Origin of the sequence: Arthrobacter sp. SAFR-044, assembly GCF_051965175.1 — a bacterium.
GTDB lineage: Bacteria > Actinomycetota > Actinomycetes > Actinomycetales > Micrococcaceae > Arthrobacter.
This window is the reverse complement of record NZ_JBQCMK010000011.1, coordinates 36,822-51,327: the sequence shown is the minus strand read 5'-3', so window position 1 is coordinate 51,327 and position 14,506 is coordinate 36,822. Positions and strand designations below refer to the sequence as shown.

Genomic DNA, 14,506 nt, shown 5'->3' with positions numbered 1-14,506 from the left:
GAGGGAACCGGCCGGTTCCCTCCCCTTGACGTGCAGCTTGCTGCCTAAGGAGCGACCGCCAGTGATGCGCTGAGTGCGGCGTCCGCATCACGCAGGACCTTGGCGGCGACTTGGAGGCCTTCGATCCGCCCGAGGGAAGTGTCTTCGTGCTCGATGTTGACCAGCATGCCGGGGTCTATCGAGTACAAAGCCCGCAGGAACTCCGTCCAGTAGGCGGTGTCGTGGCCCCGGCCCAGGGCTACGAAGTCCCATGCGGAGTTTTTGGGCCATTCGTTGGCCCATTCGTCACCGCCCAGGTTGGTGCGGTTTTCCTCGGCCGAGAGCCTGCGGAAGCTGTTGTCGAGGACTCCGTACAGGGCGGCGTTGTCCCTGTTGATTCGCACGTCCTTGGCTGCTGCCTGGAAGACCAGCGGCCCCAGTTCGCGGACGACGGCCACGGGGTCCATCTGCTGCCAGAACAGGTGTGACGCGTCCAGTTCGACGCCGACGTGGGTTGCACCCGTGAGTTCGATGAGCTTGTGGACGTCGGCGGTGTTGAACACGATGTTTTGGGGGTGCAGCTCAAGTGCCACTTTGACGCCGTGGTCGGCGGCAAGCCGGTCGGTTTCCTTCCAGAATTTCGCAGCTATACCCCACTGGTAGTCGAGCACGTCGAGGGCGGCGGAGTTCCAGGCGTTGACCACCCAGTTGACCGTCGTGGCGCCCGGCTCACCACCTGGGAGGCCGGACATGGTCACAATGCGGTCCTGTCCCAGCCTTTGCGCCAGTCGGATGGAGCGCCGAATATCCTCCGCGTGCTTCAAGCCGATTTCCGGCTTGGGATGCAAGGGGTTGCCGTTGCAGTTAAGCCCTGCGATTGAGACCCCGCTGCCGGCGAAGATTTCCAGATAGTCGTCCCGGGCGGCGTCGCTTTCGAGGATCTGGTCCATCGTGGGGACGTGCACGGCCGGCAGGAAGCCTCCCGTATTGATCTCGATCCCAGTCAGGCCCAGGTCTGCGATGACCTTCAGGGCTTCAGGGAGGGGCCGGTCGTGCAGGATTGCATTGTAGACGCCGAGCTTCACAGCGTGACCTTCTTCCCGTTGTTCAAAGCGGATTCAGTGACGGCACCGAGGAGCTCCATGTTGCGGACGCCCTCGTCGAATGTGGCGCAGCGGGGGAGTGAGTTGTCTTCGCTGAGGCCGGCGACTTCTTCGAGGAATGCCCGGGCCTGGTATCCGAAGGCGTCATTTTGGCCGAACCCCACTTCGGGGGCGTCCATGGCCAGGCCACCGGCGATGTAGGGGTGCCCGGGGCCGAGGATGACCTGGCGGTAGCCGTTTTCGTTTCCGGAGCCATCGTTGAGGAACAGTTGGATTTCCGACGGGCGGCGTTGGTCGAACTTCGCCGCACCGTTTTCACAGAAGACTTCGAAGTTGAGGCTGTTGGCGTGCCCTGCCGCTACGCGCGATACTTCAAAGCTTCCGGCTCCGTTTTCGAACTCGGCCGAGAAGGCGGCGTAGTCGTCGTTTTCCACTGCCTCGTAGGTGTCACTGACGGCAGCGTGGTCGTGGCCCATGACCGCGCCAAGCGGCAGGGGCCGCTTGCCGATGACAGTGCTGAGACGGCCGCCCGTGATGGATTTGATGTCCCCGCAGAGGAACTCGGAAACGTAGGCCAAGTGGCTTCCCACGTCGGCCAGGGCGCCGGAACCCGGACCGCCCTTGTAGCGCCAGCTCATGGGGGCCGACGGGCTGAAACCGTAGTCTGTCCAGTAGCGGCCGCTGAAGTGCAGCACGTTCCCCAGGACACCGGTGCGGATGAGGTCCCGGATGTAGGCGATGCCGGGGGTGCGGCGGAAAGTGAAACCGATCCGGGCGATGGAGGAGGCCGCGCGGGCTGCATCAGCCATGGCACGGGCGTCCTCAAGTGAGTCACTCAGGGGCTTCTCGCACAGGACGTGCTTCCCTGCCGCCAGGAGCCCCTCGACCACTTCCCGGTGAAGGGAGTTCGCGATGACCACGCTGACCACGTCGACGTCGTCGGCCTCCGCGATCGCCTGCCAGGAGGTGTCGTTGCGCTCGTACCCGAAGCGGCGGGCGGCGAGGGAGCCGAACTCGGCATTCACGTCGCCGATGGAGACCAGCTTCACGGCTGGTAGAACGGGGCTGTAGAGGGTGGATGCGGTCCGGTAAGCGGCGGCATGCGCCTTCCCCGCCATCCCCGCGCCGATGACGGCCACCCCTAGGCTTGCAGCCATTGATTTCTCCTTTGAAAGTGCGTTCCGAGCAATCGCCGGTAACTTTTGGAGCGCTACAATTAGCGCTGGAGTCAAAGACTATTTATGTCCATATGTCCTGTCAATAGCCCGGCTCCCAACGGCCTTCAAGAGAGGAAGTGCTCCAGCATGCCAACCGGCGCTCCGGGTGCCCGTCGCCCGACCATCTATGACGTTGCCAAGCACGCCGGCGTCTCGCCCTCATTGGTGTCCCTCGTGCTGCAGGAGCCCGGCAGGGTCAGTGAGAAGCGGCGCGAGGCTGTCAAAGCGGCCATCGCCGAGCTTGGGTACCGGCCCAGCCGGGCCGCCACCGCACTCGCAAGCAGCCGGACCAAGAGCGTTGGCCTGGTCATTGATGATTACCGAAATCTCTGGTTCGTGGACCTGCTGCGCAGCATGCAGGCGGAGTTGTCCGGCCATGGCTACCAGGTCACGCTGGCTGATTCGCAGCCCGGGGAAGGCCGGATACAGGAGGCTGTTGGCGGGTTACTGGCCATGCACGTCGATGCGCTGGTGATCGCCGCCGAGCTGGAGGAAGCGCTGGCTGCCCCGGACGGACTGCCCCTGGTGGTGGCGGGCTGGCGTGAACAGGTACCTGGGCGGGCGGCCTTGATCGCCAGTGACGACGACGCCGGTGGAGGCATGGCCGCGGCATACCTGCTGGGGCTTGGCCACAGCGCCATAGCGCACCTTTCGGGAGCCGGCGGTGCCGCTGCGCACCGCCGCGACGGCTTTCGACATCGAATCCTGGAGGCCGGGCTTGAAGTGCGGATCGCTGGAGAGTCCGGTGGTACCTCGGAAGAAGACGGCTATGCCTCGGCCTGCTGGGTCCTGGATCGTTTTCCGGACACCACTGCCATCTTTGCTGCGAATGACACGATGGCCCTCGGGGTGTTGGCAGCCCTCAAAGCGCGCGGGTTGACGGTTCCATACGACGTGTCCGTCCTCGGGTATGACAACTCCGCGCTGGCCAAGTCGCGCTTCCTCGACATCACAACGATCGACAGCCGCAATGACCTGGTGGGCGTTGCCGCTGCCCGAATGCTCCTGGCGCGGCTCGGGAATCCCTCGCTCGGTCCTGACCGGCAGTTGATCGACCCGGAACTGGTGGTTCGGAGCACAACGGGACCACGAAATTTCCAACGATAGAGACGTAAAAACATTCTGATGTCAGGACAAAGTCTTGACAAAGTGTGATCCGACTCACGATGATCTCTGTAGAGGGCCTCGAGTTCCTGCAGTGAGGCAGGGCAGCAACCCTTATCAAAGGAGATATATCGTGAAGAAGTTTTCCTGGCGGAAGGCGACCCTTGTGGCGGCCGTCGTTCCGATGCTGGCACTGAGCGCTTGCTCCAGCAGCGGCGGCAAGGCAGAGACCGCCAACACCGGTGCTGCGGGCCAGGTGGCCGGCACCGCCCGTATCAAGGTGGCACTGATCACCCACGCAGCAGCAGGCGACACGTTCTGGGACATCGTCCGCAAGGGTGCGGAGGAAGCCTCGGCGAAGGACAACGTCGAACTGCTCTACACGTCCGACCCGGAAGCGGGGCGGCAGGCGCAGCTGGTCCAGCAGGCCATCGACCAGAAGGTTGACGGCATCGCCGTCACGCTTGCCACGCCTGACGCCCTGAAGGACGTTCTCAAAAAGGCCAGCGACGCCGGTATCCCAGTGGTGAGCCTCAACGCAGGTGAGAGCATCTCATCGCAGTTGGGCGCTTTCACCCACTTCGGCTCAAATGAAAAGCTCGCCGGCGAAGCTGTGGGTACCCGGCTTGCCGGCGAGGGCTACAAGCACCCTGTATGCGTGATCCAGCAGCAGGGCCACGTGGGCCTTGAAGCGCGGTGCGCAGGCGTGAAGGCGAAGGTCGCCGGAACAGAAATCCTCTACGTCGACGGCAAGGACATGACCGCAGTGCAGTCCACAGCCACGGCCAAGCTGCAGGCGTCCAAGGACGCCGACGTCATCATTGGCCTCGGCGCACCCATCACCCTCACCCTCCTCAAGTCCGTTACCGACGCCGGCAGCTCCGCCAAGGTTGCCAGCTTCGACCTGAACGCCGACCTTGCGCAGAAGATCGTCGACGGCGCCGTCATTTTCACCGTGGACCAGCAGCCGTGGCTCCAGGGCTACATGTCCGTTGACTCGCTGTGGCAGGCCAAGCGTGGCGGCTTCAAGCTCGGCGGCGGACAACCCGTCCTGACCGGCCCGACCATTGTGGATAAGTCCAACGCGTCCGACGTCCTCAAATTCGCCCAGCAGGGCGTTCGCTAAATCCGGGAACCAGGCCGCGCGGCTAGTTCAGGCCGCGCGGCCTGACCAACAAGGCATTACCAACAAGGAGTCCTTCCTATGGCAAACACAGCAACCCTGCCCCCGGCACCCGCGCCGGCGGCCCCTGGGCGGCACGGCGATGAACGGATCGGCCGGCGCAGCCCGTTCCAGAAGCTCCTGGGGCGGCCTGAGGTGGGCGCGCTCGTGGGAGCGGTGGTCCTCTTCGTCTTTTTCGCACTCGTTTCGGGCACCTTCACGCAGCCCAACGCGCTGGCCACGATCCTGTATGGATCCTCGACCATCGGGATCATGGCGGTAGGCGTATCGCTGTTGATGATCGGTGGGGAATTCGACCTTTCCACCGGCGTGGCCGTGATCTCGTCCGCGTTGACGGCCTCGCTCTTCAGCTGGAACTTCTCAATGAACGCGTGGGTCGGTGTCGTGCTGGCCCTGGTCGTTTCCCTGGGCATCGGCTTCATCAACGGATGGATCCTCATCAAGACGAAACTGCCCAGCTTTATCGTCACCCTCGCCACGTTCCTCATGCTGACCGGTTTGAACCTGGCGCTGACCCGCCTCATCGGCGGCAGCGTGTCCTCGCCGTCCATTTCCAAGCTGGACGGGTTCGACTCTGCCCGGGCTGTCTTCGCTTCCTCCATCAGCATTGGCGGTGTTGAGGTCAAGATCACCGTGTTCTTCTGGATCGTCCTTGTTGCCGTCGCGTCCTGGGTCCTGCTGCGGACCAGGGTGGGTAACTGGATCTTCGCCGTTGGCGGCGACGACAACGCCGCCCGTGCTGTAGGGGTGCCGGTGAACAAGACCAAGATCGGCCTGTTCATGGCCGTTGGCTTCTGCGGCTGGATCCTGGGTATGCACAACCTGTTCGCGTTCGATGCCGTGCAGTCGGGGGAGGGTGTGGGCAATGAGTTCCTGTACATCATCGCGGCCGTGATCGGCGGTTGCCTGCTCACGGGCGGCTATGGCTCGGCCGTGGGCGGTGCGATCGGTGCGTTCATCTTCGGCATGGCCAACAAGGGCATCGTTTATGCGCAGTGGAATCCCGACTGGTTCAAGTTCTTCCTGGGCCTGATGCTGCTGCTGGCCACCATCGTCAACCTGATCGTCAAGCGCCGAGCAGAGCTCAAGTAAGGGGCAGATCCATGAATGGCAACCAGATTGACCAGCAAACGCTGCTCAAAGACGAAAAAGATCCCCTGACCCACACCCCGGTCCACTTGCTGTCACTCGAGGGGGTGGGCAAGCATTACGGCAACATCATCGCCCTGCGCGATGTCACCATGGCCGTGGACAACGGCCGCGTCACCTGCGTGCTGGGCGATAACGGCGCCGGTAAGTCCACCCTCATCAAAATCATTGCCGGCCTGCACCAGCATGACGAGGGCACCTTGAACGTGATGGGGGATGCCCGGAAGTTTTCCTCGCCCAGGGACGCCCTGGACGCCGGGATCGCCACTGTCTACCAGGACCTCGCGGTGGTTCCCCTGATGCCGATTTGGCGGAACTTCTTCCTCGGTTCCGAACTGACCAGCGGCTTCGGTCCGTTCAAGAGCATGGATGTCCAGAAGATGAAGGACATCACCAAGCATGAGCTGTCCGAGATGGGCATTGACCTGCGCGACGTGGACCAGCCCATCGGCCAGCTGTCCGGCGGTGAGCGCCAGTGTGTGGCTATTGCCCGTGCGGTGTACTTCGGTGCGAAGGTGCTCATCCTGGACGAACCCACCGCGGCGCTGGGCGTCAAGCAGTCCGGCGTGGTGCTCCGGTACATCCTCCAGGCCCGCGACCGGGGCCTGGGCGTCATCTTCATCACCCACAACCCGCACCACGCCTTCCCTGTCGGTGACCGGTTCCTGCTCCTCAAACGCGGCAAGTCCATCGGCTACTACGACAAGAAAGACATCACCCTCGACGAACTCACGGCCCAAATGGCCGGCGGCGCCGAACTGGCCGAACTCGCCCACGAACTCGAACAGCTCGGCGGACACGGTGAGATCGTCAAGGAAGTAAAAGCCGAAGTCGCGGAAGTAGCCGAGGTCAGCGAAGCCCGCTGACGCCTGGGTATCAGCGCAAGGAAGCCTGCCCGTCCTTACGCAACCGCGACCGGGGCCCGCCGGAACTCCGGCGGGCCCGGCAAAGGTGTCCGGCAGGCTGAATGGAAGCAAGAATCAGACGGGAAGAAAGCATGCCGATCCGAGTGGGCGTCATCGGCGCCGGCGTCATGGGCGCGGACCACATCAGGAACCTTAACACCAGCGTCAGCGGGGCGGAAGTCAGCTATGTGGCCGACCTTGACGCCGACCGGGCGGCAGCCGTTGCGCCACCGTCCGCACGCATAACCACCGATCCTTCGGAGCTCATCAACTCCAGCGAGGTGGACGCCGTGGTGGTTGCGTCGCATGATTCCACCCACGCCGGGCTTGTATTGGAGTGCTTTGAGGCGATGACTCCGGTGCTGTGTGAAAAGCCGTTGGCCCCTACGCTCCTGGAAAGCATCGAAGTAGTGGAAGCCGACGCCGACATGGTGGCCGCCACCGGAGCGTCGCTCTTGTCCCTGGGCTTCATGCGGCGGTTCGACCCGGGCTACCTGGCGTTGCGGGAGGCCGTCACTTCCCGTGCCCAGGGTGATCCCCTGATGGTCCACTGCACCAGCCGGACCGCCGCCGCCGGACCGGGAACCAGCTCGGAATCCGCGATCACCAATTCGGCAATCCACGAGCTCGACATCCTTCCGTGGCTCCTGGACTCGCCCATCACGGAAGTTTCGTGGCAGGCGGGCCGGAGTTCCCGGCACAGCCTGGAGGGACTCCGGGACCCTGCATTCATGCTGCTGAGGACGGCGGACGGCACGCTGTCCACCCTCGAGCTTTTCCTCAACGCCCGCTACGGCTACACGACTGGTTGCGAGGTGGTTTCGGAGCTGGGCACCACCGCCCTCCCTGAACCCCCTGCCCTCGCCCTGAGGGAAGACGGGCAGCGCCGCGCCGGAATCCCGGCTGACTGGCGACCGCGTTTCGCCGACGCCTACCGCCTGCAGCTGCAGGCCTGGATCTCTGCGCTCGAAAAGGGGGAACCGGCACCCCTGGCTACGGCACAGGACGGTTTGCGTGCCGCCCAGGTTGCCCAGGCCATGACACGTTCACTGCACAGCGATGGTGCCTTCACCAAGGTGGCCTACTGATGGTGCATCCATCGCTGCCCGCATCCCGGGTCAAAGAGCCACGTGATGCCCCCGTACTTCGCTGGGGCATCATGGGCCCGGGCTGGATCGCTGAGCGCTTCACGGAATCCGTCCAGGCGCACACAGGGCAGGTGATCGCCGCTGTCGGTTCCCGTTCCCTGGAACGGTCGAAAGCATTCGCCGATACTTTCGGCGTGCCGGCCGCCTATGGAAGCTATGAGGAACTGGCCTGTGCTCCGGACATCGACATCGTCTATGTCTGCACGCCGCACAACTTCCACCACGGGGCAGCCGTGCTCGCCGTCGACGCCGGAAAGCACGTGCTGGTGGAGAAGCCCATCGGTGTTAATGCAGGGCAGGCCCGGGACATCGCCCGCCGGGCCGGGACCGCCGGGGTGTTCGCAGCGGAAGCCATGTGGAGTTTCTTCCTCCCCAAGTTCGACGTCATCCGGCAGGTGCTTGACGACGGCATCCTCGGAACGGTCACTACCGTCTTTGCGGAGTACGGCGAACACTTCCAGGCAAGCCACCGCATTTTCGATGCCAAACTGGCCGGGGGACCGCTGCTTGACCTTGGCACCTACCCGCTTGCCCTCATTACCGAGGTCCTGGGATCGCCCACCGGCCTGCACGCGTTTGGCCAGCCGCACGAATCCGGAGTGAACGCGCAAGTGTCCGCCGTGCTGCAGTTCGCGGACGGAAGCCAGGCCATGACCAACACCCAGCTGCACAACTTCACGCCTGCCACGGCCACGATCGTGGGCACAAAAGCCACGCTGACTATCGACGGCCCCTTCAACATGCCGGGCGGGTTCGAGGTCCGGTTCCCCGACGGTAATCGGCTTCGCTACGACGAGCCGGCCGGAGCCCACTTTGAAGGGCTGCACTATGAGGCCGCTGCCGTCGCCCGTGCGGTCGCAAGCGGTGAAACCCAGGTTCCGCAACGCCCCCTTGCCGCCTCCATCCGGACCCTTGAGGCCGCTGACGAAATCCGCCGCCAGCTGGGCATAACCTTTCCCGGCGAAGACCGGCCCCTCTGACTGACCCATAGCACCATCGACCGAAAGGACAGGCCCTTGGCCTACATCGAACAGCACACCCTCCAGGCCTCCGTTCCTGTGCGCCTGGGCCTCATTGGCTCCGGCTGGATGGGAGCCTTCCACGGCGAGAGCATTGCACGCCGGATACCGGGTGCGGTCCTCGCTGCCGTTGCCGACCCCAACGTGGAGTCCGCATCCTCCGTGGCCGCGCAGCTTGGCGCTGCAAAGGTCACCGCGGACGCCGCGGACATCCTGGCGGACCCCGACATCGACGCCGTGATCATCGCCAGCCCTGCCCGCTTCCACGCCGACCTGATTTCCCGGGCCGCGGCCGCCGGTAAGCACGTGTTCTGTGAAAAGCCCGCCGGGCAAAGCCTGGCAGAGCTTGATGCAGCCCTGCTCGCCGTCGAAAACGGCGGCGTCCACTTCCAGATCGGCTTCAACCGCCGCTACGCAGCCGACTTCCAGGCGGCCAAGAAGGACCTTGCAGAAGGAATCGTCGGAGAACCGCAGCTCCTGCGCTCGCTGACCCGGGACCCAGGCACGGGAAGCATTGGGCACGCTGCCAGGATTCCCGCCTGGACCATCTTCCTTGAAACCCTCATCCACGACTTCGATACGCTCAACTGGTTTAACGAGGGAGCCGAACCTGTGGAGGTCTACGCCGTCGCGGACGCCTTGGTGGAGCCTGGCCTGCGCGACCAGGGGTTCCTGGACACTGCCGTAGTCACCATCCGGTACAGCAATGGTGCGTTGGCGGTAGCAGAAGCAAACTTCAGTGCGCTCTACGGTTACGACGTCAGGGGAGAAGTGTTCGGCTCCAAGGGCATGGTCCAGGCCGGACGGCCCACCGAAACGGCAGCCCTGCGGTTCACGGCAGACGGGCTCTCAGCCGACACTCCGCGGCTGAATGTGGAGTTGTTCCGTGACGCCTACACAGACGAACTCGCTGACTTCACCGCAACGGTGCGGGCACTCCGGGATGGCGACGTGCCGCCGGGCGCCTTCACCCTCACGCCTGGTGCCTCCGACGCCCACCGGGCCCTGGCCATCGCGCTCGCCTGCATCGAATCCGTCCAGCAGGGCCGGCCGGTGGCTGTTCCGGCCCGCGCAGCCGCAGGCGCTGCAAAGGACGGTGCCTGATGCGGCTGGCAGTCTGCGCGGAAATGGTCTTCACGGGTTTGCCGTTCACCGAACGGGTGCGGCTGATCTCCGAGGCCGGGTTCGACGTCGAACTCTGGGATTCGAGGACCAAGGACATCCGTGCACTCAAGGCAACGGGCGCCGAATTTTCCTCCATGACCGGCTACACCGCCGGCAGCCTCGTGGACCCGGACACGGCCGATGACGTGGTGCGCACGGCCGAAGCGCTGGTTCCCACCGCCCTGGAACTCGGCGTCAAGCGGATGGTGGTGCATTCCGCGGAGCTCATCGACGGCAAGGCAGCCAGGCCCGCCTACCGTTCCACCGGCAGCATGTGGATCACCGGAGCCCGGACTCTCGAACGCCTGGGTGCGCTCGGCGAAAAGCACGGGCTCACGTTCTGCCTGGAGAACCTCAACACCGTCCTGGACCACCCGGGGATCCCGCTGGCACGGGCCAAGGACACCCTGACACTGGTGGAGGCGGCGGGGCACCCGAACGTCAAGCTCATGCTGGACCTTTACCACGCACAGTTGGGCGAGGGGAACCTGATCGAACTGGTCCGCAGCGCGCTGCCGCATATCGGCGAGATCCAGGTGGCGGACGTCCCCGGCCGCTGCGAGCCCGGCACCGGCGAGGTCAATTATGCAGCAGTGGCCCGGGCCCTGGCCGCCGCCGGCTATGACGGAACAGTGGGCATGGAGGCCTACGCCAGCGGCGACGACGGCGCCGCGCTTGAGGCTTTCCGCCGGGCCTTCACCGTCCCCGGCCCCGTGACCGCCCCTGGGCCGGATTCAACCCCTGTTTCCGCGGGGGCAACACTGTGAAGCACGTCGTTCTTGGCCTGGTCGGGGTGGGGCGCATCGGAGTGATGCACGCCCGCAACATCGCATCACTCAATGGGAAACTGAATCCGCAGGGCATCGCCGTGGGGTTGCGGCTCACTGACGTGGCGGCGGACCACGCCCGATCTGTGGCGGCGGAACTGGGCGCGGAATACCTCCCCTCCGTGGAAGCCCTGATTGCTTCCGGCATCGATGGCCTGGTCATTGCCACCGGGACCGGAACCCACCCGGAGCTGATCCGTGCAGGCGTGGAAGCAGGGATACCGGTGTTTTGTGAAAAACCGGTGGCCATGTCCGTGGCTGATGCCCTTCCTGTGCTTGATGACATCCGGGACCGGCAGGGTGTGGTGCAGATCGGCCACCAGCGCCGGTTCGACGCAGGCTACCTGGAAGCGAGGCGGGCCTACCAGGCGGGGGAGCTGGGCTGGATCCATTCCCTGCGGGCAGTCACCTGCGACATGACCCCGCCGCCTGTGGAGTTCCTCGCCACCTCAGGGGGCCTGTTCCGCGACTGCTCCGTCCACGACTTCGACATCCTCCGGTGGTTGACGGGCCGCGAAATCGTGGAGGTCTTCGCCAAGGGGTCCAACAACGGAGACCCGGCCATCGGTGCCGTGGGGGACGTGGACACGGCGCTCGCCGTGGTGACATTCGACGACGGTACGGTAGGTACCGTTTCGGCCAGCCGCTACAACGGGGCCGGCCACGACGTCCGGCTGGAAATCCAGGGCTCGCGGAGCTCCCTCATGGTGGGCCTGGATGACAAGGCAGCCATGGCGTCCGCAGAGACCGGGGTAACGTTTCCGGCGGGCCATCCCCACCAGACATTCGCGGAACGTTTCGACCAGGCCTACCGCTCCGAGATGGAGGCCTTCGTGGAGGTCATCCTGGGGCAGCGGGAGAACCCGTGCACGCCCGAGGACGCGGTTGCGGCCTCAAGGGTGGCCGATGCAGCCCAGGAGTCGCTGGCGACTGGTTTGCCCGTGAGCCTCGCCCGGACAGCCCTCGCGTAGCCAGCCGGCTCTCAGCGCACAGCGGGGACAGTGGAGTTTCGCACCACAAGGGACGGGGCCAGTTTCTCGACGACGGCTGGCCCCGTCCGCCCGTCCAGGCGCTCAAGCATGAGCCGGGCAGCCACCCGGCCCAGTTCGCCGGCGTGCTGGTCGATGGAGGTCAGCCCGATCAGGGGAGATGCTGCCACTTCGATGTTGTCGCAGCCCATCACCGCCACATCCCCAGGTACCGCAATGCCGCGGGAGGCCAAGGCTTCCATGGTGCCCAGTGCGGTGAGGTCGTTATGGGCAAAGACAGCTGTGGGCCGGGTGCCGCCTGAGTCGAGGAACTGCTCCATCACCGCCCGGCCGCCGCGTTCGGTCATGTCGCTGTGCACGAGCTGCGGCTCCAGCCCGAATTCCCTCATCGCGTGCAGGTAGCCTTCCCGCCGGGCAGTGTAGGGGAGCCAGTCGGAAATGCCCATGTGCGCGATCCGCCGGTGCCCGAGTCCATACAGGTGCTCCACGGCCAGCGCTCCGGAACGGAAGTCGTCGGTCAGGACGGAATCGACGCCGTCGACATCCATCTCCCTTGTGATGACGACGCCGGGCGTCCCGCGCAGGGCGGCTGCCAGTTCCTCCGATGAGCCGGTGTAGCCGGCGAGCAGCACACCGTCCACGCGCAGGTCCACGAAGGAGCGGACGGCCTCCAGTTCGGTTCCGGGATCAGCGGAGCCGACGGCGACCATCACCTGGTTGCCGCTGCCCGCCAGTCCTTCGGTGATGCCGTCATAGATGTCGGCAAAGACCGAGTTGTGCAGGTCGAGGAAGAGGACGCCCAGTGTGTTGGTCCGGTGACTCGCCAGCCGGCTCGCCAGCCGGTTGGGGGAATAGCCCAGGGCGGCGGCGCTTTCCAGCACCGCCGCCCGCTTCGCAGGTGAGACCTTGGGCGAGTCCCGCATCACCAGGGAAACCAGGGCGCGGCTCACGCCGGCGTCACGCGCCACGTCCTCCATGGTGACTGAACGCGAGGCGGGGAACGTCTGCTTCACAGGGCCTCACTTTGCCTGGCGGAGCGGTATCAGGCGCCGAACGGCAGTCGGGGATCGATGTTCTGGCTTTCCCAGGTCTGCCGGACCCAGCCGTGGTGCGGGTCGTCGCTGATCAGCCATTCGCGCACGGGGCCCGGGCCTGCCATGACGTTCAAGTAGTAGAGGTCGTAGCCGGGTGCGGCCATGGCTGGGCCGTGCCAGCCGTAGGGGACCAGGACGACGTCTCCGGTGCGGACTTCCGCGGCCACGTCTATGGGCCGCTCGTCCGAGGCGTAGACGCGCTGGTAGCCGATGGCATCGGTGTCAGCGGGTGCGCCCAATCCGACTGAAACCTGGGTCTCGAAGTAGTAGATCTCCTCGAGGTGTGTCTCGCCGTCCTTCTCCTCGTCGTGCTTGTGGGGAGGGTAGGAGGACCAGTTCCCGGCGGGCGTGAGGACTTCGCAGACGATAAACCGGTCTGCTTCCAGGGCGGCCGGAGTGCCGAAGTTGTGGACTTGGCGTGAGCAGTTGCCGGCCCCGCGCAGTTCCACCGGGGTCTCCGCGGCGGACACCAGGCGGGTGGGGTACGAAGCCTTGGCGGGCGCGGTTGCCACGGCCACGCGTCCGCCGTCGGCCGAACTGATGCTCACGGCGCGCCCGGTGCCCGAGTACAGCACGTCGCTGGGGCCCGAAAAGGCCGAGCGGCGTCCCGCAAGCGGGTAGTCCGTGCCGTCCACGGTCACGGTAAAGGACCCGTTGAGGGGCACCACGATGCGTTCCTCGTCCGCTGCGGGAAGATCGACGGCGGCGCCCGCCGGCAGGGTGGCCACCTTCAGGCCAGTGTGTGCCCAGCCGTCCACGGTGAGGGAGGAATCGGAGGTTCCGATCGAAACGTCCCATTTGCCGTCGGTGGCGGTGCCCAGGGGGTAGACCCAGTTGGTCATGAAAAGTGCTCCTTGCGGTTAGCGCTGTACGAGTGTCATTTCGAAGCTGTAGGAATCGGCCCGGTATACGTGCTGGCCGGTTTCCACCCTGCGGCCGGTGTCGTCCACTGCCGTGCGCTCCATGGTGACCAGTGCTGATCCCGGCGCGGTGTCCAACATGGAGGCCTGGTACTCGTTGGCTGTCACTGCCCCGATCCGCTGGGTTGCCAGGCGGAAGTTGACCCCGCCCCGGCGGAGAATGGAATAGAGGCCCTCCGCGCCAAGGGTTGCCTCGTCCATGTCGGCGATGTCGTCGCGGACCCAGTTCTCCATCAGCGCCAGCGGTTTGCCGCCGACCTTCCGCAGCCGGGTGAAATGGTAGACCTTGGATCCGGCGGGAAGCTGGAGCGTGCTCAGGATGGCTTCGTCCGCCTCCACATGCGAGAAGCTCAGGACTTCGGTGGTGGGCTTCTTGCCGTTGTTGGTGAGGTCGTCGTAGAGGCTGGACAGCTCCAGCGGTCGCCGGACCTGGCTGGAGACCACCTGCGTTCCCACGCCACGTTTGCGCACCAGCAACCCCGAGCGGACCAGTTCATCCATGGCCTTGCGCATGGTGGGCCGCGAGAGGTTGAGCTGGGCGGCGAGGTCGATCTCGTTATCCAGCCGGCTGCCGGGCTCCAGGACCCCGCTGTAGATGGCGGCCTCGATGCCCTGGACCACCTGGTGGTACAGGGGGACAGGGGAGGAGCGGTCAATACTGAGACCCAAGTTGTTCGCCACGATGCGTTCCCTCATGTTGTTTGG

14 protein-coding genes are annotated in these 14,506 nt (G+C 65.1%); 9 read left to right on the top strand and 5 right to left on the bottom strand.

The window, feature by feature from the left end; all coding sequences use genetic code 11:
• Positions 1-44: 44 nt before the first annotated feature.
• Positions 45-1,064, bottom strand: a complete 1,020-nt coding sequence (locus ACTHQS_RS16520) for a sugar phosphate isomerase/epimerase family protein (RefSeq protein WP_440171101.1) — start codon at positions 1,062-1,064, stop codon at positions 45-47.
• Positions 1,061-2,239 (bottom strand): Gfo/Idh/MocA family protein, encoded by a 1,179-nt coding sequence (locus ACTHQS_RS16515; RefSeq protein WP_440171099.1) that lies wholly within the window; start codon positions 2,237-2,239, stop codon positions 1,061-1,063. Before ACTHQS_RS16515 ends, ACTHQS_RS16520 begins: the two co-directional genes overlap by 4 nt.
• 147 nt (positions 2,240-2,386) lie before the next feature.
• Between ACTHQS_RS16515 and ACTHQS_RS16510 the strand changes: the two genes are divergently transcribed.
• From ACTHQS_RS16510 to ACTHQS_RS16470, 9 genes are all read left to right on the top strand, one after another.
• Positions 2,387-3,406 (top strand): LacI family DNA-binding transcriptional regulator, encoded by a 1,020-nt coding sequence (locus tag ACTHQS_RS16510; protein ID WP_440171097.1) that lies wholly within the window; start codon positions 2,387-2,389, stop codon positions 3,404-3,406.
• A 130-nt stretch (positions 3,407-3,536) separates the two neighbouring features.
• On the top strand, positions 3,537-4,529 hold the full coding sequence (locus ACTHQS_RS16505) for a substrate-binding domain-containing protein (protein ID WP_440171094.1): 993 nt from the start codon (positions 3,537-3,539) through the stop codon (positions 4,527-4,529).
• A 78-nt stretch (positions 4,530-4,607) separates the two neighbouring features.
• A complete protein-coding gene (locus ACTHQS_RS16500) occupies positions 4,608-5,678 on the top strand; it encodes an ABC transporter permease (protein WP_440171092.1) in 1,071 nt (356 codons plus the stop codon).
• Positions 5,679-5,689: 11 nt separating this feature from the next.
• Complete coding sequence (locus ACTHQS_RS16495) at positions 5,690-6,601, top strand: ATP-binding cassette domain-containing protein (RefSeq protein ID WP_440171090.1); 912 nt, start codon at positions 5,690-5,692, stop codon at positions 6,599-6,601.
• 131 nt (positions 6,602-6,732) lie between these two features.
• Positions 6,733-7,728, top strand: a complete 996-nt coding sequence (locus ACTHQS_RS16490) for a Gfo/Idh/MocA family oxidoreductase (RefSeq protein ID WP_440171088.1) — start codon at positions 6,733-6,735, stop codon at positions 7,726-7,728.
• Positions 7,728-8,768: a Gfo/Idh/MocA family protein gene (locus tag ACTHQS_RS16485; protein ID WP_440171086.1), complete on the top strand. Its 1,041-nt coding sequence runs from the start codon at positions 7,728-7,730 to the stop codon at positions 8,766-8,768. Before ACTHQS_RS16490 ends, ACTHQS_RS16485 begins: the two co-directional genes overlap by 1 nt.
• Positions 8,769-8,804: 36 nt before the next feature.
• Positions 8,805-9,911, top strand: coding sequence for a Gfo/Idh/MocA family oxidoreductase (locus ACTHQS_RS16480; protein ID WP_440171084.1), 1,107 nt, complete (start codon positions 8,805-8,807; stop codon positions 9,909-9,911).
• On the top strand, positions 9,911-10,738 hold the full coding sequence (locus ACTHQS_RS16475; RefSeq protein WP_440171081.1) for a TIM barrel protein: 828 nt from the start codon (positions 9,911-9,913) through the stop codon (positions 10,736-10,738). The genes ACTHQS_RS16480 and ACTHQS_RS16475 overlap by 1 nt, the downstream gene beginning before the upstream one ends.
• Complete coding sequence (locus ACTHQS_RS16470) at positions 10,735-11,769, top strand: Gfo/Idh/MocA family oxidoreductase (protein ID WP_440171079.1); 1,035 nt, start codon at positions 10,735-10,737, stop codon at positions 11,767-11,769. Before ACTHQS_RS16475 ends, ACTHQS_RS16470 begins: the two co-directional genes overlap by 4 nt.
• Before the next feature lie 11 nt (positions 11,770-11,780).
• Here ACTHQS_RS16470 and ACTHQS_RS16465 read toward each other — a convergent pair whose 3' ends face one another.
• Genes ACTHQS_RS16465 through ACTHQS_RS16455 form a run of 3 tightly spaced genes read right to left on the bottom strand, consistent with a single transcriptional unit; the run spans position 11,781 to position 14,482 of the window.
• Positions 11,781-12,800: a LacI family DNA-binding transcriptional regulator gene (locus ACTHQS_RS16465; protein WP_440171076.1), complete on the bottom strand. Its 1,020-nt coding sequence runs from the start codon at positions 12,798-12,800 to the stop codon at positions 11,781-11,783.
• 29 nt (positions 12,801-12,829) lie between these two features.
• Positions 12,830-13,723, bottom strand: a complete 894-nt coding sequence (gene iolB / locus ACTHQS_RS16460; protein WP_440171075.1) for a 5-deoxy-glucuronate isomerase — start codon at positions 13,721-13,723, stop codon at positions 12,830-12,832.
• Between the two features lie 18 nt (positions 13,724-13,741).
• Complete coding sequence (locus ACTHQS_RS16455) at positions 13,742-14,482, bottom strand: GntR family transcriptional regulator (protein ID WP_440171073.1); 741 nt, start codon at positions 14,480-14,482, stop codon at positions 13,742-13,744.
• Positions 14,483-14,506 lie beyond the last annotated feature (24 nt).

Coding starts and splice junctions, on each gene's coding strand:
- ACTHQS_RS16490 (WP_440171088.1), top strand. CDS start 6,733: ATGCCGATCCGAGTGGGCGTCATCGGCGCCGGCGTCATGGGCGCGGAC.
- ACTHQS_RS16475 (WP_440171081.1), top strand. CDS start 9,911: ATGCGGCTGGCAGTCTGCGCGGAAATGGTCTTCACGGGTTTGCCGTTC.
- iolB (WP_440171075.1), bottom strand. CDS start 13,723: ATGACCAACTGGGTCTACCCCCTGGGCACCGCCACCGACGGCAAATGG.
- ACTHQS_RS16515 (WP_440171099.1), bottom strand. CDS start 2,239: ATGGCTGCAAGCCTAGGGGTGGCCGTCATCGGCGCGGGGATGGCGGGG.
- ACTHQS_RS16500 (WP_440171092.1), top strand. CDS start 4,608: ATGGCAAACACAGCAACCCTGCCCCCGGCACCCGCGCCGGCGGCCCCT.
- ACTHQS_RS16495 (WP_440171090.1), top strand. CDS start 5,690: ATGAATGGCAACCAGATTGACCAGCAAACGCTGCTCAAAGACGAAAAA.
- ACTHQS_RS16510 (WP_440171097.1), top strand. CDS start 2,387: ATGCCAACCGGCGCTCCGGGTGCCCGTCGCCCGACCATCTATGACGTT.
- ACTHQS_RS16485 (WP_440171086.1), top strand. CDS start 7,728: ATGGTGCATCCATCGCTGCCCGCATCCCGGGTCAAAGAGCCACGTGAT.